The organism is Sphingomonas sp. PL-96 (assembly GCF_020707215.1).
In the GTDB taxonomy this organism is placed as follows: domain Bacteria; phylum Pseudomonadota; class Alphaproteobacteria; order Sphingomonadales; family Sphingomonadaceae; genus Sphingomonas.
In genome coordinates this window covers 21,067-35,954 of sequence record NZ_JAJFET010000013.1, presented here as the reverse complement: position 1 = coordinate 35,954, position 14,888 = coordinate 21,067, and the positions used below count along the sequence as shown (strand labels likewise).

The 14,888-nt window shown below is 66.0% G+C and carries 13 protein-coding genes; 2 read left to right on the top strand and 11 right to left on the bottom strand.

What is annotated here, in order from left to right; genetic code table 11:
• Nucleotides 1-2: 2 nt before the first annotated feature.
• The 7 genes from tnpC to LK533_RS16815 form a co-directional block, all read right to left on the bottom strand.
• A protein-coding gene (tnpC, locus tag LK533_RS16845; protein ID WP_420705878.1) for an IS66 family transposase occupies nt 3-1,618 on the bottom strand; the annotation gives its coding sequence in 2 pieces (ribosomal slippage) (nt 3-574 and nt 574-1,618; 1,617 coding nt in all).
• A gap of 57 nt (nt 1,619-1,675) precedes the next feature.
• Nucleotides 1,676-2,029, bottom strand: coding sequence for an IS66 family insertion sequence element accessory protein TnpB (gene tnpB, locus LK533_RS16840; RefSeq protein ID WP_229364230.1), 354 nt, complete (start codon nt 2,027-2,029; stop codon nt 1,676-1,678).
• On the bottom strand, nt 2,026-2,487 hold the full coding sequence (gene tnpA / locus LK533_RS16835) for an IS66-like element accessory protein TnpA (protein WP_229364229.1): 462 nt from the start codon (nt 2,485-2,487) through the stop codon (nt 2,026-2,028). The genes tnpB and tnpA overlap by 4 nt, the downstream gene beginning before the upstream one ends.
• Before the next feature lie 57 nt (nt 2,488-2,544).
• Entirely contained in the window at nt 2,545-3,321 is a 777-nt protein-coding gene (locus LK533_RS16830) for a DMT family transporter (protein WP_229364228.1), read from the bottom strand.
• Nucleotides 3,322-3,399: 78 nt separating this feature from the next.
• Nucleotides 3,400-3,825 (bottom strand): GFA family protein, encoded by a 426-nt coding sequence (locus tag LK533_RS16825; RefSeq protein ID WP_229364227.1) that lies wholly within the window; start codon nt 3,823-3,825, stop codon nt 3,400-3,402.
• A 335-nt stretch (nt 3,826-4,160) separates the two neighbouring features.
• On the bottom strand, nt 4,161-5,453 hold the full coding sequence (locus LK533_RS16820; RefSeq protein ID WP_229364226.1) for a spinster family MFS transporter: 1,293 nt from the start codon (nt 5,451-5,453) through the stop codon (nt 4,161-4,163).
• A gap of 82 nt (nt 5,454-5,535) precedes the next feature.
• Nucleotides 5,536-6,486: a LysR family transcriptional regulator gene (locus LK533_RS16815; protein WP_229364225.1), complete on the bottom strand. Its 951-nt coding sequence runs from the start codon at nt 6,484-6,486 to the stop codon at nt 5,536-5,538.
• Between the two features lie 535 nt (nt 6,487-7,021).
• On the opposite strand from LK533_RS16815, the gene LK533_RS16810 reads away from it, so the two are divergent.
• Entirely contained in the window at nt 7,022-8,308 is a 1,287-nt protein-coding gene (locus LK533_RS16810) for a lipase family protein (protein ID WP_229364224.1), read from the top strand.
• Here the strand turns inward: LK533_RS16810 and atzF are convergent.
• The 4 genes from atzF to LK533_RS16790 are packed head-to-tail and all read right to left on the bottom strand — an operon-like array spanning nt 8,290 to nt 12,118.
• Entirely contained in the window at nt 8,290-10,044 is a 1,755-nt protein-coding gene (gene atzF / locus LK533_RS16805; protein ID WP_229364223.1) for an allophanate hydrolase, read from the bottom strand. The two genes, LK533_RS16810 and atzF, sit on opposite strands and share 19 nt — an antisense overlap.
• Nucleotides 10,041-10,652, bottom strand: a complete 612-nt coding sequence (locus LK533_RS16800; protein ID WP_324255329.1) for an urea amidolyase associated protein UAAP2 — start codon at nt 10,650-10,652, stop codon at nt 10,041-10,043. Before LK533_RS16800 ends, atzF begins: the two co-directional genes overlap by 4 nt.
• A gap of 5 nt (nt 10,653-10,657) precedes the next feature.
• Nucleotides 10,658-11,485, bottom strand: coding sequence for an urea amidolyase associated protein UAAP1 (locus LK533_RS16795; protein ID WP_229364222.1), 828 nt, complete (start codon nt 11,483-11,485; stop codon nt 10,658-10,660).
• Between the two features lie 12 nt (nt 11,486-11,497).
• Nucleotides 11,498-12,118, bottom strand: a complete 621-nt coding sequence (locus LK533_RS16790) for a cysteine hydrolase family protein (protein ID WP_229364221.1) — start codon at nt 12,116-12,118, stop codon at nt 11,498-11,500.
• A gap of 408 nt (nt 12,119-12,526) precedes the next feature.
• Between LK533_RS16790 and LK533_RS16785 the strand changes: the two genes are divergently transcribed.
• Entirely contained in the window at nt 12,527-14,860 is a 2,334-nt protein-coding gene (locus LK533_RS16785; RefSeq protein ID WP_229364220.1) for a TonB-dependent receptor, read from the top strand.
• Nucleotides 14,861-14,888: the final 28 nt, after the last annotated feature.

Below are 14,888 nucleotides of genomic sequence, written 5' to 3'. Positions count from 1 at the left end.
CGCTACTGACGACAACCACCCCGATGAAAGAGCCATGGCGCGAGTTCGCCGATGCGGTTGACCGGGTGCCCGTCGGCAATGCGGGTGAGCACGTCACACAGCCAGGCTTGCGGGTCGACGAAGTTGAGCCGGGCGGTCTGGATAAGCGTGTAGATCGCCGCTGCCCGCTCGCCGCCCTTGTCGGAACCGGCGAAGAGGTAGTTCTTGCGGCCGAGCGCGACGGGGCGGAGACAATTCTCGGCGCGGTTGTTGTCCGCCTCGAGCCGCGCGTCGTCGCAGAAGCGGGTCAGCGCCTCGCGCCGCTTCACGGCATAGCGGATGGCGTCGGCGAGCGCGCCCTTGCCCGAGATGCGGCGCCTGGTGTCCTCGGCCCAGTTGAAGAAGCCGTCCACGCCCACCCTGACGACTTGGCGCCGTTCGAGCCGGTCCTCCAGCGGCAGCCCGCGCCCGAGTTCCTCTGCCTCGTACATCAGGTCGATCATGCTCACGCCGGTGCGCGCTGTGGTCGAACCCGTCGCCTTCCACACGTCGTAGATCTTGCGGCGGACATGCGCCCAGCACGCCACCTCGAGGATGGGCCGGGTTGTCGGCGTCCATCATACAGCTGGTCGTAGCCCGCATAGCCGTCGGCTTGCAGGAAGCCGCTGAAGTCAGCGAGGTGCGCGCGCGCTCGCTCACCTTTGCGGTCGGGCGTGTAGAAATAGGCAGCTGCCGGTGGACCGATGCCCTGCCAGCCCCGGTCGTCGCGGGCATAGACCCAGAGCCTGCCGGTCTTCGTCTTGCCGGTGCCCGGCGCCAGAACGGGCACCGGTGTGTCGTCGGTGTGGATCTTGTCGGCCGCGAACACGTGGACGCGGATGTGGTCGACCAGCGGCTGGAGCAGCCAGCTGACCTGGCCAACCCAGTCCGCCATGGTCGAGCGGTCGAGGTCGACGCCCTCTCGGGCGTAGATCTCCGCCTGACGGTAGAGCGGGAGGTGGTCGGCGTACTTGGACACCAGCACGTGCGCGAGCAGGCCGGGACCTGCCTTGCCGCGTGGGACGGGCAGTGCTGGGGCCGGCGCTTGGGTGATGGCGTCGCAGCGCTGGCAGGCGAGCTTGGGGCGGACGTGGCGAACGACCTGAAAGCGGCCGGGTACATATTCCAGCACCTCGGTCACGTCCTCGCCCAGCGCCGACATGGTCCCGCCGCACGCGCCGCAGCCGTCCGCATGCGGGGCGGCGTGGACGACCTCGTGGCGCGGCAGGTGGTCGGGCAGCGGCAGGCGCTTGGGGCGGCGCTTCTCGCGCACGGGTGGCGGCACGCCCGCGTCGGCGGACGCGCTGGTCGCCTCGGCCTCAACCGTCTCCAGCTCTTCGAGCCGCAGCTCCAGCTGCTCGATCTCGCGGGAGAGCCGCTCGGACGACTGGCCGAACTGCATGCGGCGGAGCCGTGCCAGCTGGACCTTGAGCTTCTCGATCTCCAGCGCGGTCAGCTGGATAGTTGCCTTGGCCGCGCGAAGCTCGGCAGCGGTGCTGGCCAGTTCCGCGGCAGTGGCTGCGTGCTGGGCCTGCAACGCCTGTGCAAAGGCGCGCAGCTCGTCCGGGTCGGAGGGGAGATCGACCGTCGCCAGCGACATGGCCCATCCTACCACCGGCCCGACTCAGGCCAAGCGAAAAGGACGCAAAAGCGTCGTTCAGACGAGCGTCGGCGCGGCTACCGGAGCCGGCGCCACGGTGCGCCGCCAGTCTATGCCCTCGATGAGCAGCGCCAGCTGCGCGGGGCTTAGCACGATGCCGCCGTCGACCAGTGGCGGCCAGACGAACCGACCCTTCTCCAGCCGCTTGGCAAACAGGCACATGCCCGAGCCGTCCCAGTACAGCGCCTTGAGATAGTCGCCGCGCTTGCCCCGGAACAGGAACAGGTGACCCGAATACGGGTCAGCGCCGAGCATCTGGCTGGCAAGCGCGGTCAGCCCGTCGAAGCCCTTCTGCATGCTGACCGGCTTACAGGCGAGATAGACCTTGGTGCCCGGCGCCAGCGCTATCACGACGCATGTCCCAGCGCCCGCAGCACGTGGGCGAGCGCCTTCTCGTTGACGTAGCTGTCGACCGACAGGCGCACACCGGTCGGCAGATCGATGTCGATGCCGCCCGGTCGTGACCCCGGATGCGGGCGGACCAAATCTTCCGTCGTTGCGGCAGGTGGCAACGGCTTGGCCGGCGCAGGTGCAGGCGTTGCCGTCGTAAGCGCCACGCTCGGCTCAGACGGAACGACGTCCGTCACCAGGCCATAGGGGATGAACTGCAACGGCTCGCTGGCGATGCTCGCCGCCTTCCGCTGCGTCGACCGCCAGTTGTAGATGAGGCTCTCCGCGATACCGAGCCGCCGCGACACCTCGCGCACCGTCACGCCCGGCACCGAAGCCTCCGCGACCACCGCCGCCTTTTCCGCCTCGTTGTATGTCCGCCGGCGCTCCGTCCGGGTGATGACCTCCATCCGCCCCATCTCCTGACCTCCTTCTGGACTCCAGAAGGAGACCACCACAGGTCCAGACATCGATGGCTACGCCCGTTTGGACAACACGCGGCTCACCGGACGGTTACCCGCCGCGAACACTACGCTCGTCTCGCGGAGGGCGGAGACCGGCCCCATTGGGCCTAGCGACATGGCGACGATGACGATGCCGTACGCGACGAGCGACACGAGACCGCCGCCTGCTGATATCAGCATCTCGCGCGGGCTGCGCAGCAGGTCGCGCCGGCCCCGGAGTGCCAGGTACACCGGCGGTATCATAGCGCCCCAGAGCAGGCACATCCACACCGTGTAGCCGACCGGCGAGCCAGAGAGCCGGCCGCCAATGCCATCCGTCACGCTGTACGCGCCGATCAGGCACCCTGTCCCAAGCGCACTCAGCAACCCTGCCCTCCCGACCCCGCGACCCTGGAAGGCGAGCGAGACAATACCACCTGATACTAGTGCCACCCCGACAAGGGCGGCGGTTCCGGGCAGCTCGCCCGCGAACATGGCCGCGCCCAGCGTCACCAGCACGGGCGAGGATCCTCGCGAGATAGGATAGGTCTGTCCCAGATCCCCGGTCCGATACGTTCGAACCAGGAACAAGCTGTAGCCGACATGGATGACGGCCGAGAGGATGGCGTATGGCCAGCTCGCCCATAGTGGAAGTGGTACGAACGGGGCTAGCACCGCACAGGCTATGCCGATGGCGGCACACATAACCGTCATCGACCACAGCCGATCCGAGCCGGCGCGCAGGAGCGCATTCCAGCTCGCGTGCAGCACCGCTGCCACAAGCACGACGAAGGTGATCGGAAGGGACATGCCGGACATCTCTAACGGGGCAGCAAAAGCGGACCAGACGAGGCGTCCACTCCCAAGCCGACGCTCGTCGCGGAGCGCTTAATCTGCGGGCGTGAAGCGGAGAATGCCCGCGAGACGTGCCGCGCCACCGACATCGCTAGGATGGTTCACGCCGTCGACAACCGGCACTTCTGCGAAGTCGAACGGACTTACTCCGTCCAGACAGGCAACATTGACGCCATACTGATTTGGGTCGGATCGGCGCTGATGGTGCGTGTAGATGCCGCATCGGGAGCAGAAGAAGTGCTCCGCCGTTCGCGTGCCGAAGTGATAGCTCGTCAGAGTGTCCCTACCCTCGACGATGCTGACCCCGCCCATTGCCGCCGAAACGACCACAGCGCCGCGCATGCGGCAGTAGGAGCAGGTGCAGCGTCGGATTGTGTCGAAGCCGTCAACAAGCGTTGCCTCGAAACGGACCGCACCGCAGTGGCAGCCTCCAGCTAGCACATTGTCCACGAGCGTCATCGTCACTGAACTCCTCTGAGCCGCGCGTACATCCGCTAACAGCGGCCTTGCAAGAAGGCACAGGAGTTCAGGCACGCCTGCGGAGTTGGGCCGAAAGCCGGGTCGGCTTCACTTGGAAGAGGTATTCCAGCTGATGCCTGCGCTCCGTTCAGTGTAGCGAGGACCCGCATTCGCCATTCGGGCCACGATTTCGCCGCGCCAACTCCAGACGTTCATTCAGCTCGAGCTCCTCGGCATGAACTGGCGCAAGCCGACCTACTGCTACCGGAGTGCTGATGCTCAGGAACTGCTGTCGCCGCGCGGCACCTCGAGCGCTGCTCACGGGATCGGAATCCTCAGGAGGGCCGGAAGACTCTTGCGGCATAGGCGAGCGCCGCCATGCCGAGTAGTCCCAATACTTGCATGGCGATGATCGCGACGGAAAGGCCGCCGGCAGGGCCGGCGCCGCCGATCAAGTCGCTGGCCCAGCCAGTAAGGAAAGTGCCGAGCCCGGTGCCGAGCACATTGAGCATGAACAGGACAGTAGCCATACCGACCGCGCGGAGCCGCGGCGGGAGCAGCATCTGGCTCGCCGCGAACAGCGGCGCCGAATAGCCCGAGATGCAGAACTCGATCAGGAAGTAGCACACATACGCTGCGCTCTTCGACACGATGAAGAACAACACGATCAGAGGCGTCGCCGCAACCGTGCAAATCAGCGGAACCCAAATGTACCACGAGGAATTGCGCCGGGCGAGGCGATCGGAAAGGATTCCGAAGATCAAGGCGCCGACGATTGCGGTAAATCCCTGGGCCAGGCCGCTGACGGATCCCACCTCCGTAGCACTCAGGCCATAAGCACGGATCAGGTAGGTAGGCACCCAGTTCTCGAATGCCGAGGTTGCCAGAGACACGAGCCCGAAGCCGATCACGATGGCTGCAAACGCGGGCTGCCCCATCACATACCGGACTGCCTCTCCAAGCGAATAGTTGCGCTGATCCTCGCCAGCGACGTCTTCGAGTGTGCCGCGCGACGGCTCGCGGACGAGAAAGAACAGGATGGCTGCCAAGCAGAACCCCGGCAACCCAAGCACCACAAAGGCGCGACGCCATCCAAGAGAGTCCGCCGCATAGCCTCCCAATGTCAGCCCCGCCCAGGTGCCGATCGAAATGCCTAGCGAGTAGATCGCGATCGCCGTGCCCCGACGGCGCGCGGGGAAGATGTCGGCGATCAGCGAATAGACCGCAGGCGAACAACCTGCGGATGCGATCGCGATGCCGAACCGGCACGCCGCCAGCGTCACGAACGATGCGACGAGGCCGATTGCCGCGGTGAGCGTGCTCCAAGCCGCAAGAGCGGTTGAGATAACGCCGATCCGCGAGTTGCGGTCGGCGAGCCGCGCTATCGGAAAGCCGGCAAGCGAATACAGCAACGACGCACCGAAGCCGGTGAGCAGGCCGATTTCAGTGTTGGATACGTGGAGATCGCGGCTGATCGGATCGAGCGAGATGATGAGCAGGAACCGATCCATCCAGCTGAAGCTGTAGACCAGAGTAAGTATGGCAAGGATCCCCCAGGCCTTGCGGCTTTCGGTGCGGGGGGCTTCCGGCAGGGTGGCGGCTGGCGGCGTCAGCGAGGAAATGGTCATGGCCGCATGACCCCATGTCGGGCCACCACGATCCATAGAGTGATCGGAAACCAAACTTGCGTCGCTTGGCACGTTCGGCGGTTCAGGCCGATACGCGTGCGGGGATGCCGTGGTGCTGGCGGTCGGGCAACAGGCGCTCGATGAACGATCCCGCGAGCGGCGGCACCAGGCCCGAGCGTGTGATTGCCGAGATGCGGCTGCCTACGCTGAACTTCTCCGGCGCGATAACCCGGAAGCGATCGGCGCAATGCAGCGACTGAACATATTGTTCGGGCAGGAAGCCGAGGTAGGCATCGGAGTCGATCAGCATCGCGATCGACTCCATGCTGGTCGCGGTGGCGGTGCGATGCAGCAGGCCGCTCACGCCCATCTTCTCCATCATGTGCGCCATAGGAAACCCGGCGAACTCGTACGCGGACAGATCGACATCATCGATCCGGCCTGCATGGTCGCGCCAAAGTGGATGGGCAACCGAACAATAAAGGTAGCTGAACTCCTCGAACAGCACATGGTAGGAGAGCTGCTCCATGTGCCGGCGCTCGAAGATGATCCCCAGGTCGAGATTGCCGTTGATCACTTCCTGTTCGATGACGTTGGTGGTCATCGTCGCCAGGCTGAAGTGGATATTGGGGAACGTTGCCTTGTAATCGCGGATCGCGCCGGACAGGCTGAAATGCGGCTCGCTGATCAGTGTGTCGACCATGCCGATGCGCACCGCTCCGGCGGGATTGGCGTGGATGTCGCGTACCTGCTGCGCGAACTCGTCCAGATTGTTGAACAGGCGCGCGCAGGCGTCGTGAACCTGACGTCCCTCGTTGGTCAGCGTGAAGCCGCGCCGGCCGCGATCGCACAGGCGCATGCCGAGGCGGATCTCCAGATCCTTGATGTAGCGGCTGATCGACGGCAGCCCGATCTGCAATTCCGATTCTGCCGCCACGAAGCCGCCATGGCGCACCACCGTGCAGAAGGTCCGGAGCAGCCGCAGGTCGTTGTCGCTGACGCGGCCGGTGAACCGCTTTACGCCCAACTCCATAGTTGACCCTCCCGGCAACCAAAATTTTGCATCGCGTTATTTCCCTCCCCCACAGAGATCGCCTTGAATGTCATGAGATTGACGCTTCTGGGCAAGCGAAAAACTTATAAAGTTTCGCATCGCAGCATATCTGGAGAGAGTGAAAGACCCAATCAGGACCCATCCTGTGTTGGCCGCAGAACGCCAGGTCTTGCTCAACATTGCAGCGCAGCCTGCTCGAAATCCGGGCAACGGTGCGCCGTCGTACAGCAAGTGCAGGAACTAACGTGGCGAGGCACAGGCTAAAAAACAGGCAGGGCCCCGGCATGCGACAGGGTCCGCTCGCGCCTTGGCGTCTGGGCAGCAGTTGCAATCGCCATCAACACGGGCGCTGAAAATCATTGGCCGCCCGTGCTTGAGCCTCGAACAAGCGTCTTTCTGCGCCGGAGCAAGCCACCCGGGCGCGCGAATCACCCGCCCCGGGCGTCGGTCAGGGAACGCCCCCCTACCCAGCCATGCTGCCGGCGACAGCAGCGAGAACCGAAGGATGATGGACATGCTTTCACACTTCAAACGGCACGTTGCCGCCGTCGCGGCGAGCGCCCTCCCGCTCGCCTCCGTGCCGGTGCAGGCGCAAAGCGATCGTTGGGCAGGCGATGGCGGGCTGCCGCCCTTCTATCACTGGACCAAACCGGTGACCGGTCGGCCGGGCCGGATACTCAGGTCCGAGCCGGCGCCGGCCACGGTCTCGATCCCCGCAGCGGGCCGCGCGGAGCGAATTCTCTACAGCTCCAGCGACTGGCGCGAGCCGAGCCGCCGGATCCCCGTATCGGGTGTCGTCTTCTTTCCCAAGGGTACGCCGCCGAAGGGAGGCTGGCCGCTGATCGCCTGGGCGCATGGTACCACCGGCATCGCCGATGTCTGCGCCCCCTCCTCGCTGCCCCGCTCGGAACGCGATGCAACGTATTTCAGACATTGGCTGGACGCCGGCTATGCGATCGTCGCGACCGACTATCAGGGCCTTGGGACCCCGGGCGTACACCCGTATCTTCACTATGAGGCGGAGGGCATCGACATCCTCGACGGCATCCGCGCGGCGATCCGCGCCTACCCCGAACTCTCGCGTGACAAGATCCTCACCATGGGTCAGTCGCAGGGCTCCGAAGGAGCGATCGCGGCGGCGTACCTGGCGCCCCGCTACGCACCTGAGCTCAAGATCAGGGGCACGGTGGCGACCGGCATCGTCGCCGAAACGGCCAATCCCGGCAAGGCGCCCCAGGCGGCGGTGCCGACGCTCTACGCCAACGCGGCCGATTACGGAAACACGGCCTATGAGATCCTGTGGTTCCTCGGCACCGCGCGGTCGATGGATCCCGGCGCGATCCGGCCCGAGGACTATATCTCCGATGCCGGCCAGGCGATGGCTCAAAAGGCGCAGAGCAGCTGCATGAGCGGATTGCGCAGCTATGCCGCCGAGATCCGGCTGCCTTATGCCAAGTTCTACAAGCGGCCGATCGATGCGCTGGAGCGGCGGGTATTCGCGTCGACACGCTTCCCCGACACGCGGATCACCACGCCCGTATTCATCGGCATGGGGCTGGCCGACAGCGAGGCACAGCCCGCCAAGCAGTATAATTTTGTCTCGGCGATGTGCGCGGCAGGGACCCGCGTCGAGTTCCATTACTATCCCGGCGCGACCCACGGCTCCGCGGTACTGCGCTCGCTCGCGGACTCGCCCGCCTTCGTCGACAAGGTGATGAACGGCGCGCCGGCGCCCGGCAACTGCGCGGACCTGACGGCGCCAGGTCCGCTGCAGCAGCCCGATCAGCCGCGCGCGATGTAGGCGCGCCAGCCGCCGAGCGCCGTGATGTCCTCCGCGCCCGCAAGGGCGCGGGGCTCCGCGACGAAGCCCTTGACCGGCTCGCCCGACGCCAGGGTCACCGTACCGATGGCGAGCGGCGGGGGCACGTCCGCAACGAAGCTGCCGAACGCCGCGACGTCGAGCGCATAGACCTCGACCTCGATCTCTTGCCCATCTTCGGCGTGCGCCAGGGCCGGCTTGGGGGGCGTGGAATTCGCCATTGCATAGAGCCGGTAGGTCGGCGCGGTGTGGGTCTTCTCGACAAGCGTGGCGTTGCGCGACGTCAGCTGCCAATGCAGCGGCATGCCCTCCAGATGCGCGCCGACGACGCAGAGCTTGATCGTGTCCATGGTGTCTCCCAGGTCGAGCGGAGGGGGCGCGGCCAGTGCGGCCGCCGCGAGATAGGCTTCGCCCGCCGCCAGCAGTGCGCGATCGGCATGCGCCGGCCCGATCAGGGTGATCCCGAAGCCGGTGCCGTTCGATCGACAGCCGGCGGGCAGCGCAAGCGCGCTCATGTCGAGCAGGTTGACGAAATTGGTGTAGGTGCCCAGCGCGCTGTTGAGCCGGATCGGCTCCTGCCGCATCTCGGCAATGCGATACACGCATGGCGCGGTGGGGAGCGCGAGCAGGTCGATCGATTCCCACATCGCCGTAGCCTGCCGCTCGAGTGCCTTGCGGCGATACTCGCCGTGGAACAGTTCCACCGCGCGGATGCCCTGCCCGGCAGCGACGATCTCGCGGACCACGGGATCGATGGCGGCAGGGTCGGAATCGAGCAGCGGGCCGAGCGCGGCGGTCCGCTCGGCGAGCCAGGGACCGCCGTAGAGCAGCTGCGCGGCCTCGTTCAGGAAACCGATGTCGAGCGGTACGATGTCGGCGCCAGTGGCAGCCAACGCGTCGAGCGAGCGGGCGTAGAGATGTGCGGACGCCTCATCGCCCAGGAACACCCGCTGGTGCGGCAGCGGAACGCCAATCCGCTGTCCGGCGCGCGGCAGATCCTCGAGCGGACGTGAATAGGCGTCTTCGCCGTCGAAGCCGCCGACGACGCGATCGATCAGCGCCGCATCGGCAATGGTGTTGGTGAACACGCTGATGCAATCCAGCGAGCGGCACGCGGGCACCAGTCCGCTGCTGCTCCAGCGTCCGCGGGTCGGCTTCAGCCCGACAAGGCCGTTGATCGCGGCGGGCACGCGGCCCGATCCAGCCGTGTCGGTGCCAAGCGCGAACGCGACCAGTCCCGCCGCGACCGCCACCGCCGATCCCGACGAAGAGCCGCCGCTGACGAACGCACGGTTGCGGACGCAGGCGGGGGCACCGTACGGGCTGCGCGTGCCGTTCAACCCGGTGGCGAACTGGTCGAGGTTGGTCTTCCCCATCGGGATTGCCCCCGCCGCAAGCAGCCGCTCCACGACAACCGCCGACCGCGCCGGTGTGTAGGCGAACGCGGGACAACCAGCCGTCGTCGGCAGCCCGGCGAGATCGACATTGTCCTTGATGGCAAACGGCACCCCGGCAAGCGGCAGGTGCTCGCCCGCCGCCACCCGTGCGTCTGTCCGATCCGCGATCTCGAGCACCGCCGTGGACGAAAGGCGCTCGATCCACACCGTGTCCTGAACGGTGTGGTAGGCGTCGATCGCGTCCAGTGCGGTCTGCGCCGTCGCTCGGGCGCTCTGCTCGCCGGAGTGGACCGCGTCCGCGATCGCGCCCGCGTCCATCATGCGCGAACGATCATGCGAACCGGAGTCGGATTGAAGCCGTTGCACGGATTGTTGATCTGCGGACAATTCGAAACCACGACGGTGACGTCCATCAGCGCCTCCAGCGTCACCGACAGCCCCGGCGCCGAAATGCCGTCGACGATGCCGAGAGCGCCGTCTGCCTCGACAGGCACGTTCATGAACCAATTGATGTTCGAGACCATGTCGCGCTTGTTGCGGCCGGCGCGGCTGTTCGCGTCGAGGAAATTGTCGACGCAGGAATGCTGCGACCTGGTATGGTGGCCATAGCGCAGGGTGTTGGACTCGCACGAGCAGGCGCCGCCGATCGTGTCGTGATAGTCGACGGTGGAGGCGACGATCCGCATCATCGGATTGCCCTCGTTCGACAGCAGCACGGCACCGGTGTGCAGGAAGATGTTGCCCTGGGCCGCGATCGTATCCTGCGCGCTGTACCGCTCGGCATCGTCGGCGCTGCTGTAGAGAAGGAAGTCGACCGCCTGGTTCCCCTCCAGGTCGACGATCTTCAGCGTCTGCCCCTTGGCGACATCGTGCATCCACGGCGCGCGGGCCGGCACGGTCTCGTCGTGGAGGATGTCAGTGTCGGCCACGCGGCTCACCTCGCATAATAGGCTTCGGTATTGAGGAAGGCGCGCAAGCCCTCGGGCGTGCCGGTCCGGATGGGATCGTCCGGAGCGGCGACCGCGTCGCGCCAGGCACGGACACGCACCGGGGTCGCGTGATAATCGGCGCGCGGATCGAGCACGTGCGGGCAGTTGGCCAATACCAGGATCAGGTCCATCTCGGCGCGAAGCACCAGCCGGCGGTTCGGCGCGAACGGGCCGACCTCGGGCTGGGTGGCGCCGTCGGGGGCGATGCGCACGCCCTTGAAGAAGTTGACGCACGGGTGGATGTCCTTGCGGCCGAGCCCGTATTTCGCGACGGCGATGCGGAAGCGGTCGCGCGCGTTGGGATGCGCCCCGTGATTGTCGCCATCCCCGTATCTGCGGGCATTGGACGCCCGGTTCGACGCGCCGCAGAAGGCGTCGTGGGTGCCGGCCTCGTCCTCGACGATAGAGAGCAGCACGCGCCCCATGTCGGAAAGCAGCAAGCGCCCGGCACCGAGATAGCCGTGCCACTGGACCTTGAGCGTGTCGGCAACGTTGAGCCGCTCCACGGCGCATTCGGCGTTGAACGCCAGCAGCGAGATGCAGCCGTCGCCGGCGAGATCGGTGAGTTCGATCCGCGCGCCGCGGCCGACGATCTTGGATGCATAGCCGCCGCCCGCCAGCGTCTCGGCCCACAGCATCGCATCGGCGGCCACGCCCGCCGGCAACGCATCGGCATCGCGCGCGGGCAGGATCGGCATGGCCTCGGTCTTGGTCCCGGCCTGGGCGCGGGCATGCGCCTGTGCGCCATGGGGATCGGCGGTCGCGCTGGTCATCGCGGCTTCCCGTCAGGCCAGCGGCGCATAGTCGCGTGCGGCGAACGCATCGATGATTTCCTGCGCGCTGCGCACCGCGCCGTGCTGAAGATATTCCATCGCGTTGAGCGCGGCGTCGTGCGCGGGCGGCGAGGATGCCGTGGTGCAATCCTCGATCACCCGGCAGTAATAATCATGCTGGTGGCCATCCACGAAGGTGTAGTGCACGCACACGTCGGTGAAGCCGCCGGCCATCAGCAGCGTGTTCGCCTTCAGCCCCTTGAGCAGGATCTCCAGCTCCGTGCCGAAGAAGCACGAATAGCGGCGCTTGGTGATGACATAGTCGTCGGCGAGCACGCCCAGTTCCTCGGTGGCGACCGGCGTGTAGGGCGAGGTCTCGAGGCAGTGAATGTTCTCGGTCCCGTCCAGCTCGCGGCCGAAGTCGACAAGATTGGCGCGATGCTCCTCCTTGAAGAAGATGACCGGTACCCCGGCGGCACGCGCCGCGTCGACCACGCTGCGCACGCGGTACATCCGCTCCACCCGATCGGGCAGCATGGGCAGCCGCTCGCTTTCCTCCCAATCCGCAAAACTTCCCTTCTGAACGTCGATCACCACCAGCACGGGCCGGCCGACGATCAGGGGCTTGGGCATTTTCTGCGGCTCGGCCACGCAACTGCACTCCCTCAAGCATATCGTTGCCGCAGTTTTGAAAAGCCGAAGACATCGGGCAAATGTCCCGCTCGGCAATGATGGTTGCAATGCCCGGCAACTAAGCATGCCCGCACCGCGCCGCTCCCGGGACGAAAGGCCGGTTGTCGCCGCTCACTTTGCAAAACCGCCAACCATCTTTGTGCGTCGCGGCATTTTTCGCCTCGCGATCTTTGCAACTCTGTGACGGTCGAGCGGCGGATAAGCCGCCGCGGGGAGCGGCATTCAGCCGGCATCCGCTCCATCCAGAACAAGGACATCGCGATCTTAGCGCGAGGAAACTTCTGCGACCTGCAAAGGCAGGCGCCGTCGAGGGAGGAACGCTGCGGACAGACACTAAAGGGATGGTCGATGCAAGCTATCAAGACTCCTCGCGTATCGCACCTGGCGCGCCGGTATCGCTCGGCCGGGATGCTAAGCCGGTCCGCCCTGGCATTCGCGTCCCTGGTCGCGCTGCCCGGGCTCGCCTTTGCACAGGCAGGCGTGCCGGAAGGCACCAGTGAGCCCGGCGATATCGTGGTCACCGCGCAGAAGCGGGTCGAGGGGGTTCGCGACATCCCGTTGAGCATCAGCGTGCTCGATGCCGAGCAGCTCTCCCGCGCGCATATCACGGATTATGGCGATCTCGCCCGCAACGTGGCCGGCCTGTCCTTCACCAACACCGGCGCCTCGGGGCTGAGCCGCATCGCGCTACGCGGCGTCGCCTCGGCATCGGGCGCCGCGACCGTGGGCGTCTATCTCGACGATGTCGCCCTCTCCTTTCCCAACCAGTCGTTCACCGGCACCACGCTGCCGCGGCTGTTCGACCTCGAGCGTGTCGAGGTGCTGCGCGGCCCGCAGGGCACGCTGTACGGCGACAGTTCGCTGGGCGGCACGCTGCGCTTCATCACCAGCCAGCCCGAACTCGGCCAGATCAGCGGCTATGCCAACGGCCAACTTGCGGCCGTCAAGGGCGGCGGCACCGATTACGAGGTGAGCGGCGCCGTCAATCTGCCGCTGGGATCGCGCGCCGCGCTGCGCATCGCCGGAGTGAGTGGGCGCCAGAGCGGCTTCATCGATCATGTCGACGCCACCGGTGCCGTCGACCGCCAGAATGTCGACGCCGAGCGTTACCATGCGGTGCGCGCAACCTTGCTCGTCGAGGCCACGGACTGGCTCAAGCTCACGCCGACGCTGCAATGGCAATACAGCAAGACCGATGACAGCAGCGTGTTCAACCTCAGCCTGCCGCGCTTCCAGCGCGCCAATCAGGTCCTCGAACCCAGCCGCGACACCCTGATCGTGCCAAGCCTGACCGCCGAAGCTTCCTTTGGCGATTACACGCTGACCTCGATCACGTCCTACACGAAGCGCAAGTTCGACCGCCGGCTGGACGCTACCGTGTTCGACAGCGAATATGTCGCCAGCGCCATCGATCCGGACTATGGCGCTCCCTATGACAGGATCGCGGCGCTGCCTGGCGTCCTCGCCAATGTCGACCGGATCACCAACTGGTCGGAGGAACTGCGCCTCGCCTCGCCGGGGATCAAGGCCGGTGGCCGGTCGTACGAGTGGCAGATCGGCGCCTATCTCAACAGCCTCAAGGCGCAATCGCTCGACGACGAATATGTCTACGGCCTCAACGACGCGGTCACCGGCCAGTTCGGCACCAGTGTCCAGTCGATCATCGGCTATGCCGCTCCCGACGACCTGCTCGGCTATTTCCACTCCGACCGCACGCTGAAGCAGATCGCCGGCTTCGCGCAGGGATCGCTGATGATCGTGCCGAAGCTCAAGGCGACGGTAGGGGTGAGACAGGTCAAGGCCTGGACCGAATCGCGAATGGCACAAGGCGGCTGGCTCGCCGACGGCACCCCCGCATCCGAGAAGGTGAAATCCGACGAAAGCCCGTTCACGCCCAAGTTCGCGCTCGACTACGCCGTGAGCCGCGAACTGAGCCTCTACGCCAGCGCGACCAAGGGCTTCCGCCTAGGCGGCCAGAACAACACGCTGCCCAGCTTTTGCGGCCGGGCGATCACGTCAATCGGCCTCACCGCCGTTGGCGTGAAATCCTACGGCTCGGACACGATCTGGGCGTATGAAGTGGGCGGCAAGGCTGGCTTCTTCGGCAACCGGCTGCGGGTCAACGCGTCGGCCTACCGGATCGACTGGAGCAACATCCAGCAGCAGCTCCGGCTGGCGTCCTGCGGCTATGTCATCACTGCCAACGCCGGCGATGCGCGCAGCCAGGGCGGCGAGCTGGAGATCGCCGCGCGCGTCACCGACGCGCTGACGCTGAACGTGACAGGGGGCGTCACCGATGCGCACATCACGGAGGAGGCCGCAGGATCGACCGCGAAGGTCGGCCAGAAGGTGCTCGGCGTGCCGAACAAAACCTTGATGCTCGGGGTCGACTATGACCGGCGCCTGAGCGAGCGTCTGGCGCTGCACGCCACCATGAACTGGAACTACACCGGCGAGAGCCGCGGCAGCTTCACGGTCACCGACTCCGACTACGTCCGGGAGGATTATTGGGTCGGCGACCTCGATGCGGGCGTCGACATCGACAATCTGACGCTGGGCGTGTTCGTCAAGAACATCGCGGATGACCAAACGGTGATCCAGAAGCCCTCCATTCTCTTCATTCGGCAGGGACTAACTGTCCGTCCCCGCACGATCGGCGCTTCGCTACGTGTTCGCTATTGAGCTGAAAGGTGACGAGCCCGCAACGATC

Bases quoted from the DNA above. Each gene is read 5' to 3' on its own strand.
- LK533_RS16795 (WP_229364222.1), bottom strand. From the start codon at position 11,485: ATGACCAGCGCGACCGCCGATCCCCATGGCGCACAGGCGCATGCCCGC.
- LK533_RS16825 (WP_229364227.1), bottom strand. From the start codon at position 3,825: ATGACGCTCGTGGACAATGTGCTAGCTGGAGGCTGCCACTGCGGTGCG.
- tnpA (WP_229364229.1), bottom strand. From the start codon at position 2,487: ATGGGGCGGATGGAGGTCATCACCCGGACGGAGCGCCGGCGGACATAC.
- LK533_RS16820 (WP_229364226.1), bottom strand. From the start codon at position 5,453: ATGACCATTTCCTCGCTGACGCCGCCAGCCGCCACCCTGCCGGAAGCC.
- LK533_RS16810 (WP_229364224.1), top strand. From the start codon at position 7,022: ATGCTTTCACACTTCAAACGGCACGTTGCCGCCGTCGCGGCGAGCGCC.
- LK533_RS16815 (WP_229364225.1), bottom strand. From the start codon at position 6,486: ATGGAGTTGGGCGTAAAGCGGTTCACCGGCCGCGTCAGCGACAACGAC.
- atzF (WP_229364223.1), bottom strand. From the start codon at position 10,044: ATGATGGACGCGGGCGCGATCGCGGACGCGGTCCACTCCGGCGAGCAG.
- LK533_RS16830 (WP_229364228.1), bottom strand. From the start codon at position 3,321: ATGTCCCTTCCGATCACCTTCGTCGTGCTTGTGGCAGCGGTGCTGCAC.
- LK533_RS16785 (WP_229364220.1), top strand. From the start codon at position 12,527: ATGCAAGCTATCAAGACTCCTCGCGTATCGCACCTGGCGCGCCGGTAT.
- LK533_RS16790 (WP_229364221.1), bottom strand. From the start codon at position 12,118: ATGCCCAAGCCCCTGATCGTCGGCCGGCCCGTGCTGGTGGTGATCGAC.